Raw genomic sequence first — 18,144 nt, 5'->3', positions numbered from 1 at the left:
GGAATCGTAGGGTGTGTCAGCTTCGACAATTGTATCAATAATCGAAAATCTCCAAGCTGACGCACCTTAAAAGCTATGATACTTATCAAGCAAGGAATAAAATAATTATCTAATGCGTGTCATCAGCCGAAAACCACTGAGAGAATTTTGGGAAAAACACCCCAATGCTGAACCAAGTCTATTAATATGGTATCAGCGTACTTCTGAGGCTGAATGGCAAAATTTTGTCGAGGTACGCCAAGTCTTTCCCTCCGCTGACTTAGTAGGTAATTTTACAGTCTTTAATATTGGTGGCAATAATTATCGGCTAATCTGTTTTATTGATTATGAATACCAAATAGTATTCGTCCGCAGTGTATTAATTCATTCAGAATACGACAAGGAGAATTGGAAAAATGACGATTGGTTTGAAAACTCCTAGTAGCGATTACATTGAGCTAATCGTAGCTTTTCCCCCGCGTCCGATTAGTTGTGAAGCTGAGTTAATTGCTACCCAAAATCGGATTAATTATATTTTGGATCGCCGAAAACTGACGCAAGATGACCGAGATTACTTAAATGTGCTGGGTATTCTTGTCTATGATTACGAACAAAAACATGAGCCAATGCCTGTGCTGAAGGGGATTAAATTGCTCAAGGCTTTGATGGTTGAAGCTGAGCTTTCAGAAAAAGACTTGGTTGATATTTTTGCTACTGAGTCTCTGGTGGCTGAGGTGTTGAATGGTAACAGGGAACTGACGGTGAGTCAAATTCAGAAATTAGCTGAGTTTTTCCACCTATCGCCTGCGGCATTTATTGAGTGAACTTAATCGGATTCCCACTCTCGCTCGATTCTTTCTAAGTCTTTCGCGGCTCCCAATTGCTGAAAGATTTGATGGGCTGTGTTGTAATGTTGTTCGGCAAGTTCTGGGTTGTTACGTTTGCGGTAAAGTCGTGCTAAATCATAGTTAGCCTCCGCAATGTTGCTAGATTCTCCCAGTTCTTGGAATTTCGCTAAATAGTCTTTTAAAAGTGGTTCTGCCGCATCTAAATTCCCCCTAAGCATTTCGATTTCTCCCAAACAACCGATCGAACTTGCTATATTAGAGCGATCGCCCAATTTTGTCTTAAATTCCAAACATTGTCGGTACAATTTCTTAGCTTCATCCCAATTGCCGAGATTTTTCTCTATATTTCCCAATAGTCCCCAACAAATTGCCATACCAGACCGATCTCCTAATTCTATCCTTAATTGCAAAGATTGCTGATACAATATCTCCGCTTTATCCCAATTGCCACGTCTTAACTCGATATCTCCCAATAGCTCCCAGCAACTTGCTATACCAGAGCGATCTCCCAATCCTCTCTCAACTTCCAAAGATTGCCGGTACAATCTCTCCGCTTCATCCCAATTGCCGCGATTTCGCTCGATATCTCCCAATTGTCTCCAACAAGTGGCCATACCAGAACTATCTCCCAATTCTGTCTTAAATTCTAAACATTGTCGGTATAATCTTTCAGCTTCATCCCAATTACCACGCTTTAGCTCAATATCTCCCAATACTCCCCAACTACTTGACATAACAGAGCGATCGCCTAATTCTGTCATAATTTCCAAACATTGTCGGTATAATCTCTCGGCTTCATCCCAATTGCCACGCCATCGCTCAATATCTCCCAATTGTCCCCAACAAGTTGCCATGCCAGAGCGATCTCCTAATTCTGTCCTTAATTCCAAACATTGTCGGTACAATCTCTCAGCTTCATCCCAATTACCGCGATTTCGCTCAATATCTCCCAATTGTCCCAAACAAGTTGCCATACCAGAGAGATCGCCCAATTTTGTCATCAATTCCAAAGATTGCCGGTACAATCTCTCCGCTTCATCCCAATTGCCACGCTTTAGCTCAATTTCTCCCAATAATAAACTAATTATCATAACAAAGGGAACATCTGGCAATTCACTGAATTTTTCTAAAATTTGTTGATAATACCACTCAGCCTCATTCAGATTCCACATTTCTTTTGCTACCCATCCTAACAGTAAATAGGCAATAGCTTGCAAGTAAATATTCCCTACTGCTTGTGCAATCTCTAAATATTCCTGATAAAAAACCTTTGCTTGTGACCAATCCCGCAACTTCTGAAAGACATTACCCAAACCATATAAAGCATTAGCTTCCCCGTGGCGGTTTTCCTGTTTGCGGGCAATTTCCAGCGATTTTTGATAGGCATTCACTGCCGCCAAAAATTGTTGCTCTTGCTGATAAGATTCTCCCAATCCCTGGTATACTTGAGCTTGCAGCGCTAAATTTTTTGTTTCAACAGTCAACTCCAATGCTTTTTCTAAATATTCTCTCGCTTTAGCTGGCTTTTCTTGACTGAGATAAGCAACTCCTAATTGATGTAAAATGTTGCTGCAAGCACTAGGATTTTTTTCAGAACCAGAATGGCTCGGACTGTATTCCATCAACAAAGACTCTAAAAGTTCTATTCTTTCTTTCTTCTCCGGTGGGTTTAATGTCCTAAAAATTTTTTCCATATCGAGAGTTCGAGCAACGGCTTCATCTCTAGTAGCTTGAGTAGTTTTAAACAGAAATACACCCGATCTCCACGCCCAAAAATCCGGTGCAAACTTCGCCAAACGAGTAATTGCATAGTCCGGCAAAACAAACAGCATCGGATGCGGAACGCTGCTTTTATAAGCATCTCGCACAAAATTGAGGTCTTGTAAAACCGGAGGATATTCGCCAAATTTGCCAATAGATTTTTCCAATCCCCGCACAATTAAAACTAATTCTTTATTTTCCTCTCGCTTAATTGTCGGTAAAATTTTTATAATTTCGTCTCGGAGAAAGCGCAAATTTTCATCAAAATTCAAAACTTCAAATTGATTTTCTTGAGAAATGGGATGATTTTTTAAACCCTCAATTAACCAATCAGCTTCTGCATTAAAATTAACTTCTACAAACCCAATCGTAAACTTGTCCGAAAAATCAACAAACGTCAACAGTTCAGTAAAGGCCTGCTGATTTACCGCTAGAAACTGCCCAATTTTTAAATCCCGATTATTCAGGGTTAACATTGGATTGTCTGGCATCTCGAAGAGCTTTTTGGAATTCTTCATTTTGCTTCACCACCGGATTCGGATAGTTCCATCGATTTTTGCCGTTATATTCCAAAACCGAAAGATTAAATAATATTAATTCACTGATTTCATCTTTATTAATATTTTTCGTCAAACAAACTTGAGCTAAAACAGGATAATGATCTTGTGGGATGAACCGCTCAAAATTAAACTGTTCTTGTTTGACTGCATAGGTAACATCTTCAGCCATTATTTTAGCATGACTGCGACCGCTGGCGGTTATGCAAGCCGTCCGCATCATCTGCATGAGTTGACGAACGTGACCGCCGCTGGCTTTTGCTAATTCCAGCAATTGTTCGCGAGACTCAAAGATTTTGTCAACTTCAACGCGACGTTCGACTAAACTAGCCATAGCATTTAAGCTAACTTCGTTGTAGTTTAAGTCACAGCTATCTCGATTAAATTCATAAATATTGACCATTGGGACAATGTGAGGACAGTCAAAATTCTTTATGGCATTTTGAGACGAGTAAAGAACAGAAAGCGGAACAGTGTAAATTATCGTACTGTTCAGTTCTTGAAGTTGAGCAGCATAGTCAAAAAATAAATGGTTTGCCACCTTGGGCGGAACGCGGTCTAAATTATCAAATATAATCAGAAAACCTTTATAATTATGAAACTTCTTTCGCAATTTTTTAACAGCATCATTTAACAGCAAGTTGATATCTGCTTTTAATCGTGAAATATCTTTTTCTAAAGTTTGGCGAATAGTTTTTTTCTGCTTATCTGAGCCTTTGATTTGTGCCAGTAACTTAACCAATAACTTTGCTAAAAATGGAGCTTCTGGCCCCAAGGTTGCTTCTCCTTGGATGCTTACGGAACTTTCCACAGTCTGTTCTGTTTCTTGAGTGACCTCCTTAAACCAAGCCTCAAAATTATCCATCAGCCGAGTATCTAATTTCAGCCCCAGCCCCCGCATTTCAAACTCAACCTGCTTGATAGCGATTAAATAGAAATCTGTATAACTGACATCATTAATATCTGTTTGTTCGTCCACCTCCAGATAAATGACGCGATAATCTTTTTCCCAGTGCTTTTGAATTCGCTTCAATTCGGTGCTTTTGCCGCAGCCCCGATGCCCTGTAAACAGGATTGTAGTAAACTGTTCGGGTTCTTGAAAGTCTAAAATATTACTGACACCTGCGATCGCTTCTGTTTTACGAACCTTTGATAAATCAACATAATAGCGATCGAGGTCATCGCCTTCTAATGGTTCGACATTACAAACTCGAAAAGCAGTTTTGAGGGTAGTTGCGCGGTTGATAGGATGAGTAGTCATAAGTTTTTCATTTAGTATATTTGTTGCAGGAAAACTGAATAATGTATCAAAGTTAAGTTGTTTATGTACTTGTATTTTAGCAAAATAGGTTCGCAGTCAGGACTTTAGCCGTGAGAAAAGAAAGGACTGAATTCCTTACTACAAACTAATCGGTAATATACCAGTTTTCAGTCGAGTGAAGTACAGATTATCGGGTAGGGAAACGGCGCTGCCGTGTCCTCAATGCTGTCAACAAGGGCGTTAAACCCTCAGTCCGGCAGGGGTTTCAACCCCTGCCTCAAAGCGAAAGTCCTCTTAAGAGGACTGAGAAAAAGACTGGTAAACTGATTAGTCCTCTTCAGAGGACTTTCGCTATTAGACAGGGAATTCATTCCCTGGCGGACTGCCCGGTAGGCGGAAGGACTGGCTGACGAAAAGCTTAAGTTGACACGACGAAAGGCACGACGCCGTGTCCCTACTGTAAATCCTACCAATTACGGCAAATCAGTGCTCCCCATCAGATAAAGGTCGCACTCCCGGGCCACGCCCCGCCCTTCGTTAATTGCCCAAACAACCAAACTTTGTCCCCGGCGACAGTCTCCAGCCGCGAAAACTCCGGGAATGCTGGTTGTATATTTTTCGTGCTCGGCTTTCACGTTGCTGCGGGCGTCGCGTTCCAATCCCAAGTCATCCAGCAAGGGCTGTTCGGGGCCGAGGAAGCCCATCGCTAGCAACACAAGCTGTGCGGGCAACACTTTTTCGGTGCCCGGGATTTGTTTCGGAATGAACTGCCCTTTCTCGTTTTTCGCCCACTCCACCTCAACGGTATGGACGGCTTTGACATTGCCGTTTTCGTCGCCCTCGAACTTCGTGGCGGTGGTGAGATACCCGCGGGGGTCGTCGCCAAATTTGGCTGCCGCTTCTTCTTGGCCGTAGTCGAGACGGTAGACTTTCGGCCATTCGGGCCAGGGATTGTTGGCCGCGCGTTCTGAAGGCGGTTTGGGCAGGATTTCTAGCTGTACGAGGCTTTTGCAGCCGTGGCGGATGGAGGTGCCCACGCAGTCGGTACCGGTGTCGCCGCCGCCGATGATGACGACATCTTTGCCTTCGGCGGAGATGAAGTTGCCGTTGGTGCTCTTGTCTAGAAGTGCTTTGGTGTTCGCAGTCAGGAAGTCCATTGCGAAGTGGATGCCTTTTAATTCCCGGCCGGGGATGCCCAAGTCGCGGGGTTTGGTGGCGCCGGTACAGAGCACAACGGAGTCGTATTCTTTTAGCAGTTGTTCTGCTGGTAAGTCTTTGCCGACTTCGGTGTTGCAGACGAATGTCACGCCTTCGTCTTCGAGGACTTTCAGGCGGCGCATTACGACTTGTTCTTTGTCTAGCTTCATGTTGGGGATGCCGTACATTAGCAGGCCGCCTGGTCGATCGGCTCTTTCGTATACTGTTACCCAATGACCGGCTTTGTTGAGTTGCGCGGCGGCGGACAAACCGGCGGGCCCGGAACCGATGACGGCGATTTTTTTGCCGGTGCGTTTGGCTGGCGGTTCGGCGGTAATCCAGCCTTCATCCCAGCCTTTGTCGATTATCGAGGCTTCGATGTTTTTAATCGTGACTGGCGGGTTGTTGATGCCGAGCACGCAAGCGCCTTCGCAGGGTGCGGGACAGACGCGGCCGGTGAATTCAGGGAAGTTGTTCGTTTTGTGGAGTCTGTCTAGGGCTTCTTTCCAGAGTCCGCGATATACTAGGTCGTTCCATTCGGGGATGAGGTTGTTAATCGGGCAGCCGCTTGCCATGCCGCTGATAATTGTGCCCGTGTGGCAAAACGGAATGCCGCAATCCATGCAGCGCGCGCCTTGGGTGCGGAGTTTGTCCTCATCCATCGGCAGGTGAAATTCGTCCCAGTTGTGGACTCTCTCGACTGGTGAGAGTTCGGAGGGCAATTCGCGCAAGAATTCGATAAAGCCTGTTGGTTTTCCCATAGTGGTGTTCTCGTTAGAATTTACTATTCTGTCAGTTTCTCAAAGCTGAAGCTGGCTGGCTTCTGAATTAACTATTGTGATCTAAATTGTGTGCGATCGCACCTCAGATTGAGCAATTTGTACATGAAATCTTTAATATCGCCGGGAGTCGGGGAATTGTCGGCAGCGGTAAAATATAGATAGATCGACAGCAAAGAAACCGGGTTTTTTACGGGGATTAAAGGTTTTAAAGGTTATGATGCAGTATTTTTGTCCATCCAACCCGGTTTCTGCATAATTTCAGCAAGGCTTATTCTCCGACGATCGCATTTACGGCTACAGCCACATCTGGAAACCCTCGCTGGTTAACTCAGACGGCCCGCCAGCGTCAACTTTCAAGCGCCGTCCCCATCAGGATCTCTCGAAATACAATACAAAAAGTTACAGGTATTGCAAAATATTAATTTCAGGATATACTACTGTAAATTGATCAGATATATGGAGTTAATACCATCAACTCCTAAAATAGGTACAAAAAGTCATGAGCATTACAATTGAGAACGTATCGAAACACTTTGGCTCCTTCCACGCCATTGACAACGTGAGTTTGGAAATTAAAAGGGGCTCTTTAGTCGCGCTGTTGGGGCCTTCCGGTTCGGGGAAATCGACTCTGCTGAGGATGATCGCGGGGCTAGAACCGCCGGACAGCGGTGAGATTTACCTGATCGGTGAAAATGCTACTCATCAGTCGGTGCAGGAGAGGCATATCGGTTTTGTGTTTCAGCACTACGCTTTATTCAAACACATGAGCATTCGGAGAAATATTGCCTTTGCGATGGAAATTCGCAAAGTTCCTAAAGGGTCGATTAGCAGGCGGGTTGAGGAACTTTTGGATTTAGTGCAGTTGACAGGTTTGGGCGATCGCTATCCTTCGCAACTTTCCGGGGGCCAGCGGCAGCGGGTTGCTTTGGCGAGAGCTCTAGCAGTTCAACCAAAAGTGCTGCTGCTAGACGAACCTTTTGGAGCATTAGATGCTAAAGTCCGCAAAGAATTGCGATCGTGGCTGCACAATCTTCACAAAGAAGTTAACATCACCACAGTTTTTGTGACTCACGACCAAGAAGAAGCTATGGAAGTAGCCGATGAAATTGTGGTGATGAACAAAGGTAGAGTCGAACAAATTGGCACTCCTGCTGAAATTTACGACAAACCGGCATCAGCTTTTGTGATGAGTTTTATTGGGCCTGTCAATGTGCTGTCGAATGCTGCGGGTTTGTTCGCCAGCCACGCCCCAGCGCCTCGCCATAATGGAGCCGCTCATTCGGAAGTAGTGTTTTTGCGCCCCCACGACGTGGAAATTAAAACTAAGCCCGAGTCGGGTTTTGCATTAGCAACAGTCAGCCGCATCATTCATTTAGGGCGGGAAATACAAACCGAGTTAGTGTTAGAATCCGAGCAGGTAGTAACAGCTTACGTGAGTCGCGAGCGCTTCGATTCTCTACAGTTAACGCGAGATCAGCAGGTTTACGTCAAGCCCAAACACGCGATGACTTTCCCTGCTTATTCAATTTAAATCAACGGCTGTATCTTTCTCAAAATACTATCGGGAAGCTTCTACAACAAAACACTGCTGTTACATCGTTACCAGGCTCGTGCCTGGTAATGCTGTCTCGTGGCTCCCAATCGGAGGAGCCTGCTCCTGAAATTCATTCCCAGGCTTTGAGTGGGAAGGATCAAAAAAGGTCAGCGAAAAATATGAATGCTAACAAATTGTTCAATTTAGCAACTAACACTTTAGTTGGTTATCGCCGTTACATCCAGGCAGGATTAACACTTTGTGCAGGATTGGGACTGTCTGCGATCGCCTGTTCAGTCGCGTACAATTGGGAATGCAAATCCATGCAAGCCGAACTGCAAGAGCGACTGGACAAAATAGCTACAGAGATTCAGAGAGATGTTAGCGGCAATTTAGAAATAATTCGGGCAGCAGGAGCATTTTACAGCGTATTTGACGGCGTTAAAAAACCAGAAATTAATACATTTGTTGGTACTGCTCTGTACCGACATCCGAGCCTGAAGGCGATCGCTTGGCTGCCCCGTGTTTCTGACTCGCCGCAATTCCTGACTGATGAAGTAGATTTAGGTTTAGATTTGACTGCCAATCGGCTAGCGTTAGAAAAAGCCGTAAAAAGACAAGAAATTATCGCGACTGACCGCCAAAACTGGTCTTCACAAAATCAACCAAGCGTCTTTGTCTTTATGCCAATTTTTAGTCAAATTTCTCCTGGTGATCCCGCAGCCTTGCCGCCAAATTTTTCTGCGATGGAACCAGAAAACTTGAAAGGTTTTACTCTCGGGGTTTTGCTGGTTGACGCTATTGTTAAATCTGCTTTACAGGAAACTAAACTCAACTTTATCAATGTGTATCTGCAAGATGCTATGGCTCCTGAAGCAGAAAGATTTCTCGCTTTTTACGAAGCGAAGACTAAAAGGATCATCACCGACAAAAATATTAAAAATAAACTCCAAATTGGGGAAAGAGCTTACTGCCCGGACGGCAGTAGTTGCACCCGCATTCTCAATATTGAAAATCGCAGGTGGTTGCTGCAACTGCGGTTAACGCCAGAGTACATTAATCCTCTAAGATTTTGGCGTTCTTTGACTGTTTTAATTTTTGGGACAATCTTAACTTTGGTGGCGACACTTTATCTAATGAGCTTGTTAACTTATACCGAAAAGATTGAAAAGATTGCAGCAGAACGCACGGCTAAATCTCAACAGCTAGAGCAAACGTTGCAAGAGTTGCAACAAACTCAATCTCAACTGATTCAGCAGGAAAAAATGTCGAGTTTGGGTTTATTAGTTGCTGGTGTTGCCCACGAAGTTAACAATCCTATTAATTTTATTTACGGCAATATCCACCACGCCAGCGCATATAGTAGCGATTTGTTGGAGTTGGTAAAACTATACCAAAAACACTATTTATACCCTCCATCGGAAATTTCAGAGCATTTAGAAAATATTGACTTTGACTTTCTCAGCAAAGATTTGCCGCAACTGCTGTCTTCGATGAAAATAGGAGCAGATCGCATTGTTCAAATTGTCAAATCTTTGCGGAATTTCTCTCGCTTAGACGAAAGCGAAATGAAACCTGTCAACATCCATGAAGGCATTGACAGCACTCTGCTAATTCTGCAAAGCCGCCTGAAAGCTACAGCCGATCGCCCCGCGATCGAGATTGTTAAAAATTACAGCCATTTACCTTTAGTAGAGTGCTATGCCGGACAATTAAATCAGGTGTTTATGAATATTCTGGCTAATGCGATCGACGCCCTTGAGAGTTACAACCTCGATCGCGGGCCCCAAGCAGCGAAAGCCAATCCGATCGCGATCGCCATAACCACAGAATATTTAGTCCCTGACAAAATAATTGTGCGGATATCTGACAACGGCCCCGGTATAGCAGAAAATGTCAAAAAACGGCTGTTCGACCCGTTCTTTACGACGAAACCAGTAGGAAAAGGCACAGGATTGGGACTGTCAATCAGCTATAAAATTGTCGTAGAAAAGCACAAGGGTACGCTGCGCTGCGATTCGACACCGGGATTGGGGACGGAATTCTCGATCGAGATTCCGCTGCGGCAAGAAGTCAGACAAGCACTACCGTTTGTTTCGCGGAAAATATCGGAGGCAGCTTAGAAGGGGCTGGGAAAGGAAAAATTTTTTTCTCATTAACTACTGTAATTAGGTCGGATTACAGTATTATATGTAATAATGCCAGAATCAAGACTGCTTTAGGCAGCTTAAACCGTCGGCACGGCCGATACTGTATAACCAAAACACGGTGAGACTAAATATGTTCACTGACTTGCAAATTATTTACGAACGCGACCCGGCGGCGCGCAACTGGCTGGAAGTATTATTTTGCTATCCCGGACTGCAAGCACTTTTTTTGCACCGGAGGGCACACTGGCTTTATTCGGCCGGCCTGCCGTTTGTACCGCGCTTGATTTCCCAACTGAGTCGCTTTTTAACAGGTATTGAGATTCACCCAGGAGCAAAAATTGGTAGGGGCGTGTTTATCGACCACGGTATGGGGGTGGTAATTGGCGAAACGGCGATCGTTGGAGATTACGCTGTAATTTATCAAGGAGCGACCCTTGGCGGCACGGGTAAAGAAATAGGAAAACGGCATCCGACGCTGGGAGAAAATGTAGTGGTGGGAGCAGGTGCTAAGGTTTTAGGCAATATTCAAATTGGCAATAATGTTCGGATTGGTGCAGGTTCGGTAGTGCTGCGGGATGTCCCTAGCGATTGCACAGTTGTGGGAATTCCCGGCCGCATCATCCCTCGTAAAAAGCAGTTAGAAGATGCTCAAAATTCTCAAGGCATACCGGATTTAGAAGCTCAAGCAATTCGAGCTTTGTTCGATCGAATTAAGGATTTAGAAGACCAGGTTAATCTTTTTAAATCTCAACTATCTCCGATCAAATCAACTGAATCAGAGCAAAAACAGGCAGAAAAACATGAATTGTTCATGTATTCTAATTTATTCATTACAGAGTTTTTAGACGGTGCAGGCATCTAGTAAAGTTTTAATTTATATAGAGTTTTGCCCGCACTATCCTGCTGCCCTGCTACAAACTAACTTTAATTTATTCAGTAACTGGCTATGACTATTGCTTCTATTTCCACTAAAACTTTTGATGAAACGAGCAGACATATATTTTCTCGCCGCTCGCACTTGCCCAACAGAAGCAACGCTCTGTGGCGAATTGAAACTGGAGTAGTGCGAACTGTAACGTGGCTTGAAGATGGCACAATTATCACCTTGGGATTGTGGGGGCCTGGTGATACGATCGGCAAACCGATATCAAAATGCGATCCTTTTCAAATTGAATGCCTCACTAAAGTCGAGGCAATTTTACTATTGGGCGATCGCTGGCTAAATCGAGATATTTTGCTCAATCACATTCAGCAGGCTGAAAAATTTATGGTAATACGAGGTTACAAAAGAGTTGATTTTATGCTCTATCAACTATTAACTTGGTTGGCTAAGAGGTTTGGTTCTGAGGTAGAGCAAGGACATTTGATAGATATGATTTTAACGCATCAGGACATTGCAGAAATCATCGGTACAAGTCGCGTAACTGTCACTCGCACCCTCGGTCATTTTGAGCAGCAAGGCTTGATCGATCGTCTGCCATTCCACCGAATTATTCTGCAACCTTCTGAGGTGTGGCACTACGAAATCTAAGGGTAGAATCAATGTCTTTTGAAACGGGCTTCTAGCCCGTTACTGACACGGGCAAATTCGCACGCGCGAATTTGCTCGGAGGGAATCGCCCGATCAATTATTGTAGCCTTAGCTACTAAAAAAACTATTGACTTTCTGAGGCTGTCTGTGCAACAATCAAAAACTCTACCTACAATATACTGTAAATCGATCGAGATTAAGTAGTTTTGTGAATAGAGCGATCGGCTCTCTAGCAGTGAGTAGTTTTTCGTGCTGTTCGACAGAGACAATGCAAGAGGAAAGAAAATGAAAACTAAATCCCTGAAAGCTCGATTCAAAAAAAACAAAATAGGGGCATTAATTGCGGTCCTAGTGGTGCTGGCGATCGCAATTCCTCTGTTCCCATTTTTCCCAAGCCAAGCAGCGGAATCAAAAAGTAAAATTCAATTCGTTACCCCCGCGTGGGTTGCCCAAAACGCCAGCGACAAAAACCTGCGAATTCTCGATGTCCGCACCAACCCAATGGACTACTTTATCGGGCATCTTCCCAACGCAGTCAACATCGCCGACAACACCTTGCGCGGCCCGGACAGCGGTTTGCCAGTACAGTATTTAACGCCGGATAAATTGGGGCAATTACTATCGCGAGCCGGAGTAACAGATAACAGTCGCGTCGCAGTTTATTCCGACGGCAGAGATGTTCTGGGTGCGACAATGGTTGCTTACGTATTGGAGCGATTGGGACACGCGGATATAGCAGTTATCGACGGAGGATATAGCGGTTACAAAGCTTCCCAAACTGTAAGAAAAGAATTTCCCAAATACGCGGCCGGTACACTAACTGTTCGAGACAACAAATCAATTCGAGTAACGCTTGATGAAGTCAAAAATTTAATTGGCAAAGCAGGCGTCACATTCATCGATCCCAGACCGGAAAAAATATTTCAAGGCGAAGAAAAAATCTGGACGCGCAACGGTCACATTCCCGGCGCTCGCAACATTCCCTGGCAGACTTTTACAGATGCTGAAAATCCGCACAAATTGAAGTCGTTAGAAGAAATCAAACAGATTTTGGCAGCTAAAAAGATCGATCGCAATAGCGACATCATCGTTACTTGCAGTACGGGACGGGAAGCGACCCTGCAATATGTCGTTTTGAAACACTTGCTAAACTATCCGAAAGTGAGGATATACGAAGGCTCTTGGACTGAATACAGCCAGACAAATTTGCCTGTAGAAACTGGCCCGGAACAAGCAGTGTAGAAAACAAATCTGTAGTTAACAGCTATTTGGGCTAAAAATTGACAGAAGAGGTAGAATGAAAACAGCAAAAATCTCGATATTAATGTTCGTAATTTTGAGCGCGATCGCATTTGGTTTTTCAACCGTGAGTGAGAATCGGAAAGCAGGGTATTCTATTGCTTGTAGTCCAACGGAACAACCCGATGAAAAATCGGAGCCGCGAAAAACTTAGCGCTAAAATTAATAGTCTGCCTCGCTTTACGGTTGTTTCTGGAGTCAGGTATTTTATTGTGAACAACACCGCAGAAATTGCTTTTTCACCGCAGACAAAAACTTCGCCGCCCCGATCGCAGCGTCCGATTATAGCGATTGTCTTGACATTATTTGGTGCTGGTGCCCTCGGTTTGGGCGCCTACGGCTGGCGGCAGAGCGTTTTATTTCTGATTGGAGGTTTGCTGGGTGCGAGCTTGTATCGCGCTAGTTTTGGCTTTGCTTCTGCCTATCGCAAATTATTTGCCGATCGCGATATTACAGGTGTTTTAGCGCACTTGTTGATGTTAGGAATTGCTACTGTACTTTTTGCTCCCGTACTTGCATCAGGAGAGGCATTCGGACACAAAATAGCCGGGGCTGTTGCGCCTGTGGGCTGGCAAAATGCGATCGGCGCATTTCTATTCGGAATTGGAATGCAATTGGGCAGCGGCTGCGCTTGCGGCACACTTTGGACAATTGGTGCCGGCAGCACGTCAATGCTATTAACCCTCCTGACTTTTTGCATCGGTTCTTTTGCAGGAAGTTTGACCAGACACCTGTGGAATTTGCCCTCACTGCCGCCAATATCTTTAGGAAAAACATTGGGATGGACGCCCGCAGTTATCTTGCAACTGAGCGTATTTTTGTTAATTGCGATCGCCCTCTGGCAGTGGAATCGCGCCAACGGCAAGCAACCCGTAACAGCAGATTCTCTCCTCAAAAATCCCCAATCCCACATCAAAAATCGATGGCTTTACGGCCCTTGGCCTCTGGCTGCCGGAGCTTTTGCCCTTGCCTTTCTCAACTGGGTAAAACTGTTAATTGATGGTCGCCCTTGGGGAGTGACTTGGGGGTTTACTTTGTGGGCGGCAGAACTTGCTACCGCTTTCGGTTGGAATCCAACAACTAACCCGTTTTGGAATACTCCCGACAAGTTGGAATCCCTGCAAAAAGGCATCTTTGCTGACGTTACTTCCGTGATGAATTTTGGTATTGTTTTGGGTGCAATTTTAGCAGCGGCTTTGGCTGGCAAATTCACTGTCAAAACTAACCTGTCGTTATCCAAAGTTGCAGCCGTTTTGAGCGGCGGTTTCATGATGGGTTACGGAGCGTTGCTGGCTTTTGGCTGCAATGTAGGCGCTTTTTTTAGCGGTATTGCTTCTACCAGTTTGCACGGTTGGCTGTGGATTGCTGCTGCTTTGTTGGGTAGCGTTGCGGGAATTAAACTGCGATCGCTTTTGCGACTTGAGAATTAATCTCCAGCATTAATGGGCGATCGAGCTGCGGCTAGGAACAAAGGCAAAGTCTTTGTCCCTACAGATGGTCGCGTTTTCCCGTCAAGCGCGCCCTTTAAAATAAAATACTGTTTGTCTATAAAAATTAAGTATTTAACAGTGTAATGTATGGGATTAAGTAGAAAGAGGTGGCGATCTCACTCAAGGAGCGATCGCCCGATTGCTAGCAAAACACTCTCTCAATCTTGCCATTAGAGCCATTAACAAGAATTGCCACATCAGCGAAATCTTATAGATTATCCGGGCAAATCTCATTAGGCTGCATTTGCTCTATATCGAGCGCATTACACTTAATTGTGCGCTCAACCCACATGATAAAAAATCAGAGGGACTAAGCACAATCAATGCCGTACCATCATCTCAAAGATAATGTCTTGCAGCCCTTAAAGAAAAAAAGTGCCTGGCCAGTTATTTCTTGGCAGCCTCTCAAATTTCAGAAATCGTTCCTACTGAGAGTTTTTGCTTTCTTTTTTGCAGTAGGTTTGAGCTTGAGCTGGTTAATCCCTCATGCTGCGATCGGCCAGCAACCAAAAGATGTCGAACTCACCTTAGTTTCCTTTGCTGTTACCAAATCCGCCTACGACAAGATTGTTCCCGGCTTTGTAGCGAAGTGGAAACGAGAAAACAACCAGAATGTCAAGATCAGCCAAAGCTACGGGGGTTCCGGTTCCCAAACCCGTGCTGTGATTAGCGGTTTGGAAGCCGATGTCGTACACTTAGCCTTAGCTTATGATACCGATCGCATCCAAGAAGCCGGTCTAATTAAATCAGGTTGGGAACGAGAAGTACCCAATAACGGAATTGTTAGCAAATCAGTTGCCGCATTAGTAATGCGGGCCGGAAATCCCAAAAAAATCCAAGGCTGGGCCGATTTAGCCAAACCCGGCATCAAAGTAATTACTGCTAATCCCAAAACCTCTGGTGTCGCGCGCTGGAACTTTTTAGCTTTGTGGGGTTCCGTAACTCGAAACGGAGGAAACGAACAAGCAGCCCGCACCTTTGTCAGCCAGGTTTACAAAAACGTGCCAGTGCTTCCGAAAGATGCCCGCGAAGCATCTGATACCTTCTACAAACAAAACCAAGGCGATGTACTGATCAACTACGAAAACGAAATTCTATTGGCAAAAGCGCAGGGCGAAGCTGAACCTTTCATCATCCCCCAAGTGAATATTTCCATTGACAACCCCGTGGCTGTAGTTGATAAATACGCAGCTAAACACGGCACTACTAAAGTGGCGGAGGCTTTTGTGAAATATCTTTACACGCCGGAAGCTCAGCGAGAATTTGCGAAAGCGGGTTTTCGACCTGTTAACTCGACGGTAGCTGCAGAATTTAGCAGTAAGTTTCCCAGAATTGGCAAACTGTTTACTGTCGCCGATGTAGGCGGTTGGAATGCGGTGCAACAGAAATTCTTCGCTGACAATGCGATGTTCGATCAAATTGAGAATGCTCTGGGCCGGAGATAATCTGGATCGAAATTGCGTTAATTAAATTTAATCCTTGCATCCTCAATAAGTTCAAAAGCAAGTGCGATCGCCCTTGCTTTTTTCTTTCTCTTGATTCCTTTCTTCTGGCTGCCAACAGATGCGATATCTCGCACCTGTTGACTGCAGCCAAGTAGGTGACTATGAACTGAGTGGGGGAGGGCGGGTTTATGTAACCTATCTGCAAGCTTTAAAACTGTTGGCGAACCCGCTCCTACAGGCTACTGACAATGGTGCAATATCTCAGTATGAATCAACTTAACGATGACACACCATATATCCGCCTACCTACTTAGCAGTTACTTTAAGGCGGGGGTATTGCTTGTAAAATACTCGCTCCCTGAAACATTTGAGACTTTCGGGATCTACCCGCTTCTGGGTATTCCCAAGACGGTGCAAAGGGCGGAACCAAGAAGGGGCAAGCTTTCCAGCCACCCTGTACCGCCACGCCGAGCATCTGGCAGTTTCCGCCCCTGTGCCCGTGCTGCTCGTAATACCGACAGTGCCGACAACTTAAACCTACATTTACGTTGCTCACGGGATTTCTCCAACCATTTTTGTAATAAAAATATATTAACACCTGTACATCTACCGGGATTGTGTACTATGATATAATCTACAATTTAAACTCGATCGCCAGTGGGGAATGTGGAACTATCTTCTAGAGTAGAATATGCGCTGTTAGCGCTCTTGGAACTGGCGAGCCACCACCCGAAGGATTCGCCTCTAACAGTGAACGAAATTACTGCTTCTCAAGAGATACCGGAACGCTATCTAGACCAAATTCTTGCCGTGCTGCGGCGTGCAAGTATTGTCCAAAGTTTGCGGGGTGCTAAAGGCGGTTATTTGCTGGCGAAAGAGCCTTGGCAGATTACTTTGCTAGAGGTGTTTTCGACACTCGAAGGCGAGGGCAGCAGCCAGACTCAAAAAGTTTCGGAATCTGTAACAATAGAAAAAACTGCGGTGCTAGAAATCTGGCAGGAAGCTCAACAGGCATCTTGGGAGGTTTTGGGCAAATACACATTACAAGATTTGTGCGAACAGCGGGATGTTCGCAAACAAGCACATCCCATGTACTACATTTAACTGGAGAGAAATTAAGCCATGAGAATTGCTAAGGATGTTACAGAAATAATTGGCAAAACTCCTTTAGTTCAGCTCAATAAAATTCCGCAAGCCGAAGGAGTAGTTGCTCAAATTGTGGCTAAATTGGAAGGGATGAATCCGGCTGCGTCGGTGAAAGATCGGATTGCTGCCAGCATGATTCAGGCGGCAGAAGATGCGGGGTTAATTCAACCGGGGAAAACTATTTTAGTTGAACCGACTTCAGGCAATACTGGAATTGCTTTGGCAATGATCGCGGCGGCAAAAGGCTACAGTCTGATTTTAACAATGCCGGATACGATGAGTTTAGAGCGCCGATCGATGCTGAAAGCTTACGGAGCTCGGTTGGAATTAACTCCGGGACATGAAGGGATGTTAAGCGCGATCGCCCGGGCGGAAGAAATTGTAGAAGAAACCCCCGACGCTTTCATGCTGCAACAGTTTCGCAACCCCGCTAATCCGAAAATTCACCGGGCAACGACGGCCGAGGAAATTTGGGAAGATACAGAGGGTAAAGTAGATTTTTTAGTGGCTGGAGTTGGCACCGGCGGTACGATTACTGGAGTTGCTGAGGTAATTAAACAGCGGAAACCGAGTTTTAAGGCGATCGCAGTTGAACCAGCCAGCAGCCCCGTCCTTTCTGGAGGAAAATCTGGTGCTCACAAAATTCAAGGGATTGGCGCAGGATTCATCCCGGAAGTGTTGAAACTAGAGTTAATTGATGAGGCGATCGCAGTTAGCGACGCAGATGCGATCGCCTACAGCCGTCGGCTTGCCAGAGAAGAAGGATTGTTATCAGGAATTTCAGCAGGCGCCGCTTTGTGTGCCGCAGTTCAAGTCGGCAAGCGTCCCGAAAATGCAGGAAAATTGATAGTTTTTGTGCAGCCTTCTTACGGCGAACGCTACCTCAGTACAGTCTTGTTCAAAGACTTAGAATTGCCGACAGTCAGCGAACTCGAAGCATTAGTCAGCAATTATTAATACGTAGTAGGGGCTTGGTGACAACTTAACGTCAAACCGACCGTCTCTCTTGTTATATCGAAGTCTCGATCCCCCCTCACCCCCCTTAATAAAGGGGGGAAAAGATTCTTCTCAAAGTCCCCCTTTTTAAGGGGGATTTAGGGGGATCTAGACTCTGCTATAAACAAGATATACAAAAGTTTGTAGGGGATTGTTGACACCAATGGG

The 18,144-nt window shown here is 45.1% G+C and carries 15 protein-coding genes; 11 read left to right on the top strand and 4 right to left on the bottom strand.

Going from position 1 to position 18,144, the window contains the following annotated elements; all coding sequences use genetic code 11:
* Positions 1-112 precede the first annotated feature (112 nt).
* Positions 113-421 carry a type II toxin-antitoxin system HigB family toxin gene (locus tag QUA80_RS14800; protein WP_333310847.1) on the top strand — a complete coding sequence of 103 codons (309 nt, stop codon included), beginning with the start codon at positions 113-115 and terminating at the stop codon, positions 419-421.
* The gene (locus QUA80_RS14795; protein ID WP_333310845.1) at positions 396-803 is read left to right on the top strand and encodes a transcriptional regulator; all 408 of its coding nucleotides are present in this window, start codon (positions 396-398) and stop codon (positions 801-803) included. The genes QUA80_RS14800 and QUA80_RS14795 overlap by 26 nt, the downstream gene beginning before the upstream one ends.
* Positions 804-805: 2 nt before the next feature.
* On the opposite strand, the gene QUA80_RS14790 is transcribed toward QUA80_RS14795, so the two are convergent.
* The 3 genes from QUA80_RS14790 to gltD form a co-directional block, all read right to left on the bottom strand.
* Positions 806-3,106 (bottom strand): tetratricopeptide repeat protein, encoded by a 2,301-nt coding sequence (locus QUA80_RS14790; protein WP_333425653.1) that lies wholly within the window; start codon positions 3,104-3,106, stop codon positions 806-808.
* Complete coding sequence (locus tag QUA80_RS14785) at positions 3,048-4,406, bottom strand: P-loop NTPase fold protein (RefSeq protein ID WP_333425651.1); 1,359 nt, start codon at positions 4,404-4,406, stop codon at positions 3,048-3,050. Before QUA80_RS14785 ends, QUA80_RS14790 begins: the two co-directional genes overlap by 59 nt.
* Positions 4,407-4,879: 473 nt before the next feature.
* Positions 4,880-6,364 (bottom strand): glutamate synthase small subunit, encoded by a 1,485-nt coding sequence (gene gltD / locus QUA80_RS14780; protein WP_333425649.1) that lies wholly within the window; start codon positions 6,362-6,364, stop codon positions 4,880-4,882.
* A 520-nt stretch (positions 6,365-6,884) separates the two neighbouring features.
* Here gltD and QUA80_RS14775 point away from each other — a divergent pair.
* The 7 genes from QUA80_RS14775 (at position 6,885) to QUA80_RS14745 (ending at position 15,834) form a co-directional block, all read left to right on the top strand.
* Entirely contained in the window at positions 6,885-7,916 is a 1,032-nt protein-coding gene (locus QUA80_RS14775; RefSeq protein ID WP_333425647.1) for a sulfate/molybdate ABC transporter ATP-binding protein, read from the top strand.
* Positions 7,917-8,098: 182 nt separating this feature from the next.
* Positions 8,099-10,042, top strand: a complete 1,944-nt coding sequence (locus QUA80_RS14770) for an ATP-binding protein (protein ID WP_333425645.1) — start codon at positions 8,099-8,101, stop codon at positions 10,040-10,042.
* A gap of 157 nt (positions 10,043-10,199) precedes the next feature.
* Positions 10,200-10,931, top strand: a complete 732-nt coding sequence (cysE, locus tag QUA80_RS14765) for a serine O-acetyltransferase (protein ID WP_333425643.1) — start codon at positions 10,200-10,202, stop codon at positions 10,929-10,931.
* A gap of 84 nt (positions 10,932-11,015) precedes the next feature.
* Positions 11,016-11,600, top strand: a complete 585-nt coding sequence (locus QUA80_RS14760; RefSeq protein WP_333425641.1) for a Crp/Fnr family transcriptional regulator — start codon at positions 11,016-11,018, stop codon at positions 11,598-11,600.
* Between the two features lie 285 nt (positions 11,601-11,885).
* On the top strand, positions 11,886-12,842 hold the full coding sequence (locus QUA80_RS14755) for a sulfurtransferase (protein ID WP_333425640.1): 957 nt from the start codon (positions 11,886-11,888) through the stop codon (positions 12,840-12,842).
* Between the two features lie 182 nt (positions 12,843-13,024).
* Complete coding sequence (locus tag QUA80_RS14750; RefSeq protein ID WP_333425638.1) at positions 13,025-14,329, top strand: YeeE/YedE family protein; 1,305 nt, start codon at positions 13,025-13,027, stop codon at positions 14,327-14,329.
* A gap of 383 nt (positions 14,330-14,712) precedes the next feature.
* Complete coding sequence (locus QUA80_RS14745; protein WP_333425636.1) at positions 14,713-15,834, top strand: sulfate ABC transporter substrate-binding protein; 1,122 nt, start codon at positions 14,713-14,715, stop codon at positions 15,832-15,834.
* 322 nt (positions 15,835-16,156) lie between these two features.
* On the opposite strand, the gene QUA80_RS14740 is transcribed toward QUA80_RS14745, so the two are convergent.
* The gene (locus QUA80_RS14740) at positions 16,157-16,390 is read right to left on the bottom strand and encodes a hypothetical protein (protein WP_333425634.1); all 234 of its coding nucleotides are present in this window, start codon (positions 16,388-16,390) and stop codon (positions 16,157-16,159) included.
* A gap of 110 nt (positions 16,391-16,500) precedes the next feature.
* Between QUA80_RS14740 and QUA80_RS14735 the strand changes: the two genes are divergently transcribed.
* On the top strand, positions 16,501-16,938 hold the full coding sequence (locus QUA80_RS14735; RefSeq protein ID WP_333425632.1) for an Rrf2 family transcriptional regulator: 438 nt from the start codon (positions 16,501-16,503) through the stop codon (positions 16,936-16,938).
* 18 nt (positions 16,939-16,956) lie between these two features.
* Positions 16,957-17,937: a cysteine synthase A gene (gene cysK, locus QUA80_RS14730; protein ID WP_333425631.1), complete on the top strand. Its 981-nt coding sequence runs from the start codon at positions 16,957-16,959 to the stop codon at positions 17,935-17,937.
* Positions 17,938-18,144: the final 207 nt, after the last annotated feature.

This window comes from Microcoleus sp. F4-D5 (genome assembly GCF_036704885.1).
GTDB lineage: Bacteria > Cyanobacteriota > Cyanobacteriia > Cyanobacteriales > Microcoleaceae > Microcoleus.
The sequence above is the reverse complement of the archived record's forward strand: the minus strand, read 5'-3'. Positions and strand labels throughout refer to the sequence as shown.

Excerpts from the sequence above, each read along its gene's own strand:
- QUA80_RS14770 (WP_333425645.1), top strand. The coding sequence starts at position 8,099 with ATGAATGCTAACAAATTGTTCAATTTAGCAACTAACACTTTAGTTGGT.
- QUA80_RS14750 (WP_333425638.1), top strand. The coding sequence starts at position 13,025 with ATGAAAAATCGGAGCCGCGAAAAACTTAGCGCTAAAATTAATAGTCTG.
- QUA80_RS14775 (WP_333425647.1), top strand. The coding sequence starts at position 6,885 with ATGAGCATTACAATTGAGAACGTATCGAAACACTTTGGCTCCTTCCAC.
- QUA80_RS14790 (WP_333425653.1), bottom strand. The coding sequence starts at position 3,106 with ATGAAGAATTCCAAAAAGCTCTTCGAGATGCCAGACAATCCAATGTTA.
- QUA80_RS14755 (WP_333425640.1), top strand. The coding sequence starts at position 11,886 with ATGAAAACTAAATCCCTGAAAGCTCGATTCAAAAAAAACAAAATAGGG.
- QUA80_RS14760 (WP_333425641.1), top strand. The coding sequence starts at position 11,016 with ATGACTATTGCTTCTATTTCCACTAAAACTTTTGATGAAACGAGCAGA.
- QUA80_RS14795 (WP_333310845.1), top strand. The coding sequence starts at position 396 with ATGACGATTGGTTTGAAAACTCCTAGTAGCGATTACATTGAGCTAATC.
- gltD (WP_333425649.1), bottom strand. The coding sequence starts at position 6,364 with ATGGGAAAACCAACAGGCTTTATCGAATTCTTGCGCGAATTGCCCTCC.
- cysK (WP_333425631.1), top strand. The coding sequence starts at position 16,957 with ATGAGAATTGCTAAGGATGTTACAGAAATAATTGGCAAAACTCCTTTA.
- QUA80_RS14785 (WP_333425651.1), bottom strand. The coding sequence starts at position 4,406 with ATGACTACTCATCCTATCAACCGCGCAACTACCCTCAAAACTGCTTTT.
- cysE (WP_333425643.1), top strand. The coding sequence starts at position 10,200 with ATGTTCACTGACTTGCAAATTATTTACGAACGCGACCCGGCGGCGCGC.
- QUA80_RS14800 (WP_333310847.1), top strand. The coding sequence starts at position 113 with ATGCGTGTCATCAGCCGAAAACCACTGAGAGAATTTTGGGAAAAACAC.
- QUA80_RS14745 (WP_333425636.1), top strand. The coding sequence starts at position 14,713 with ATGCCGTACCATCATCTCAAAGATAATGTCTTGCAGCCCTTAAAGAAA.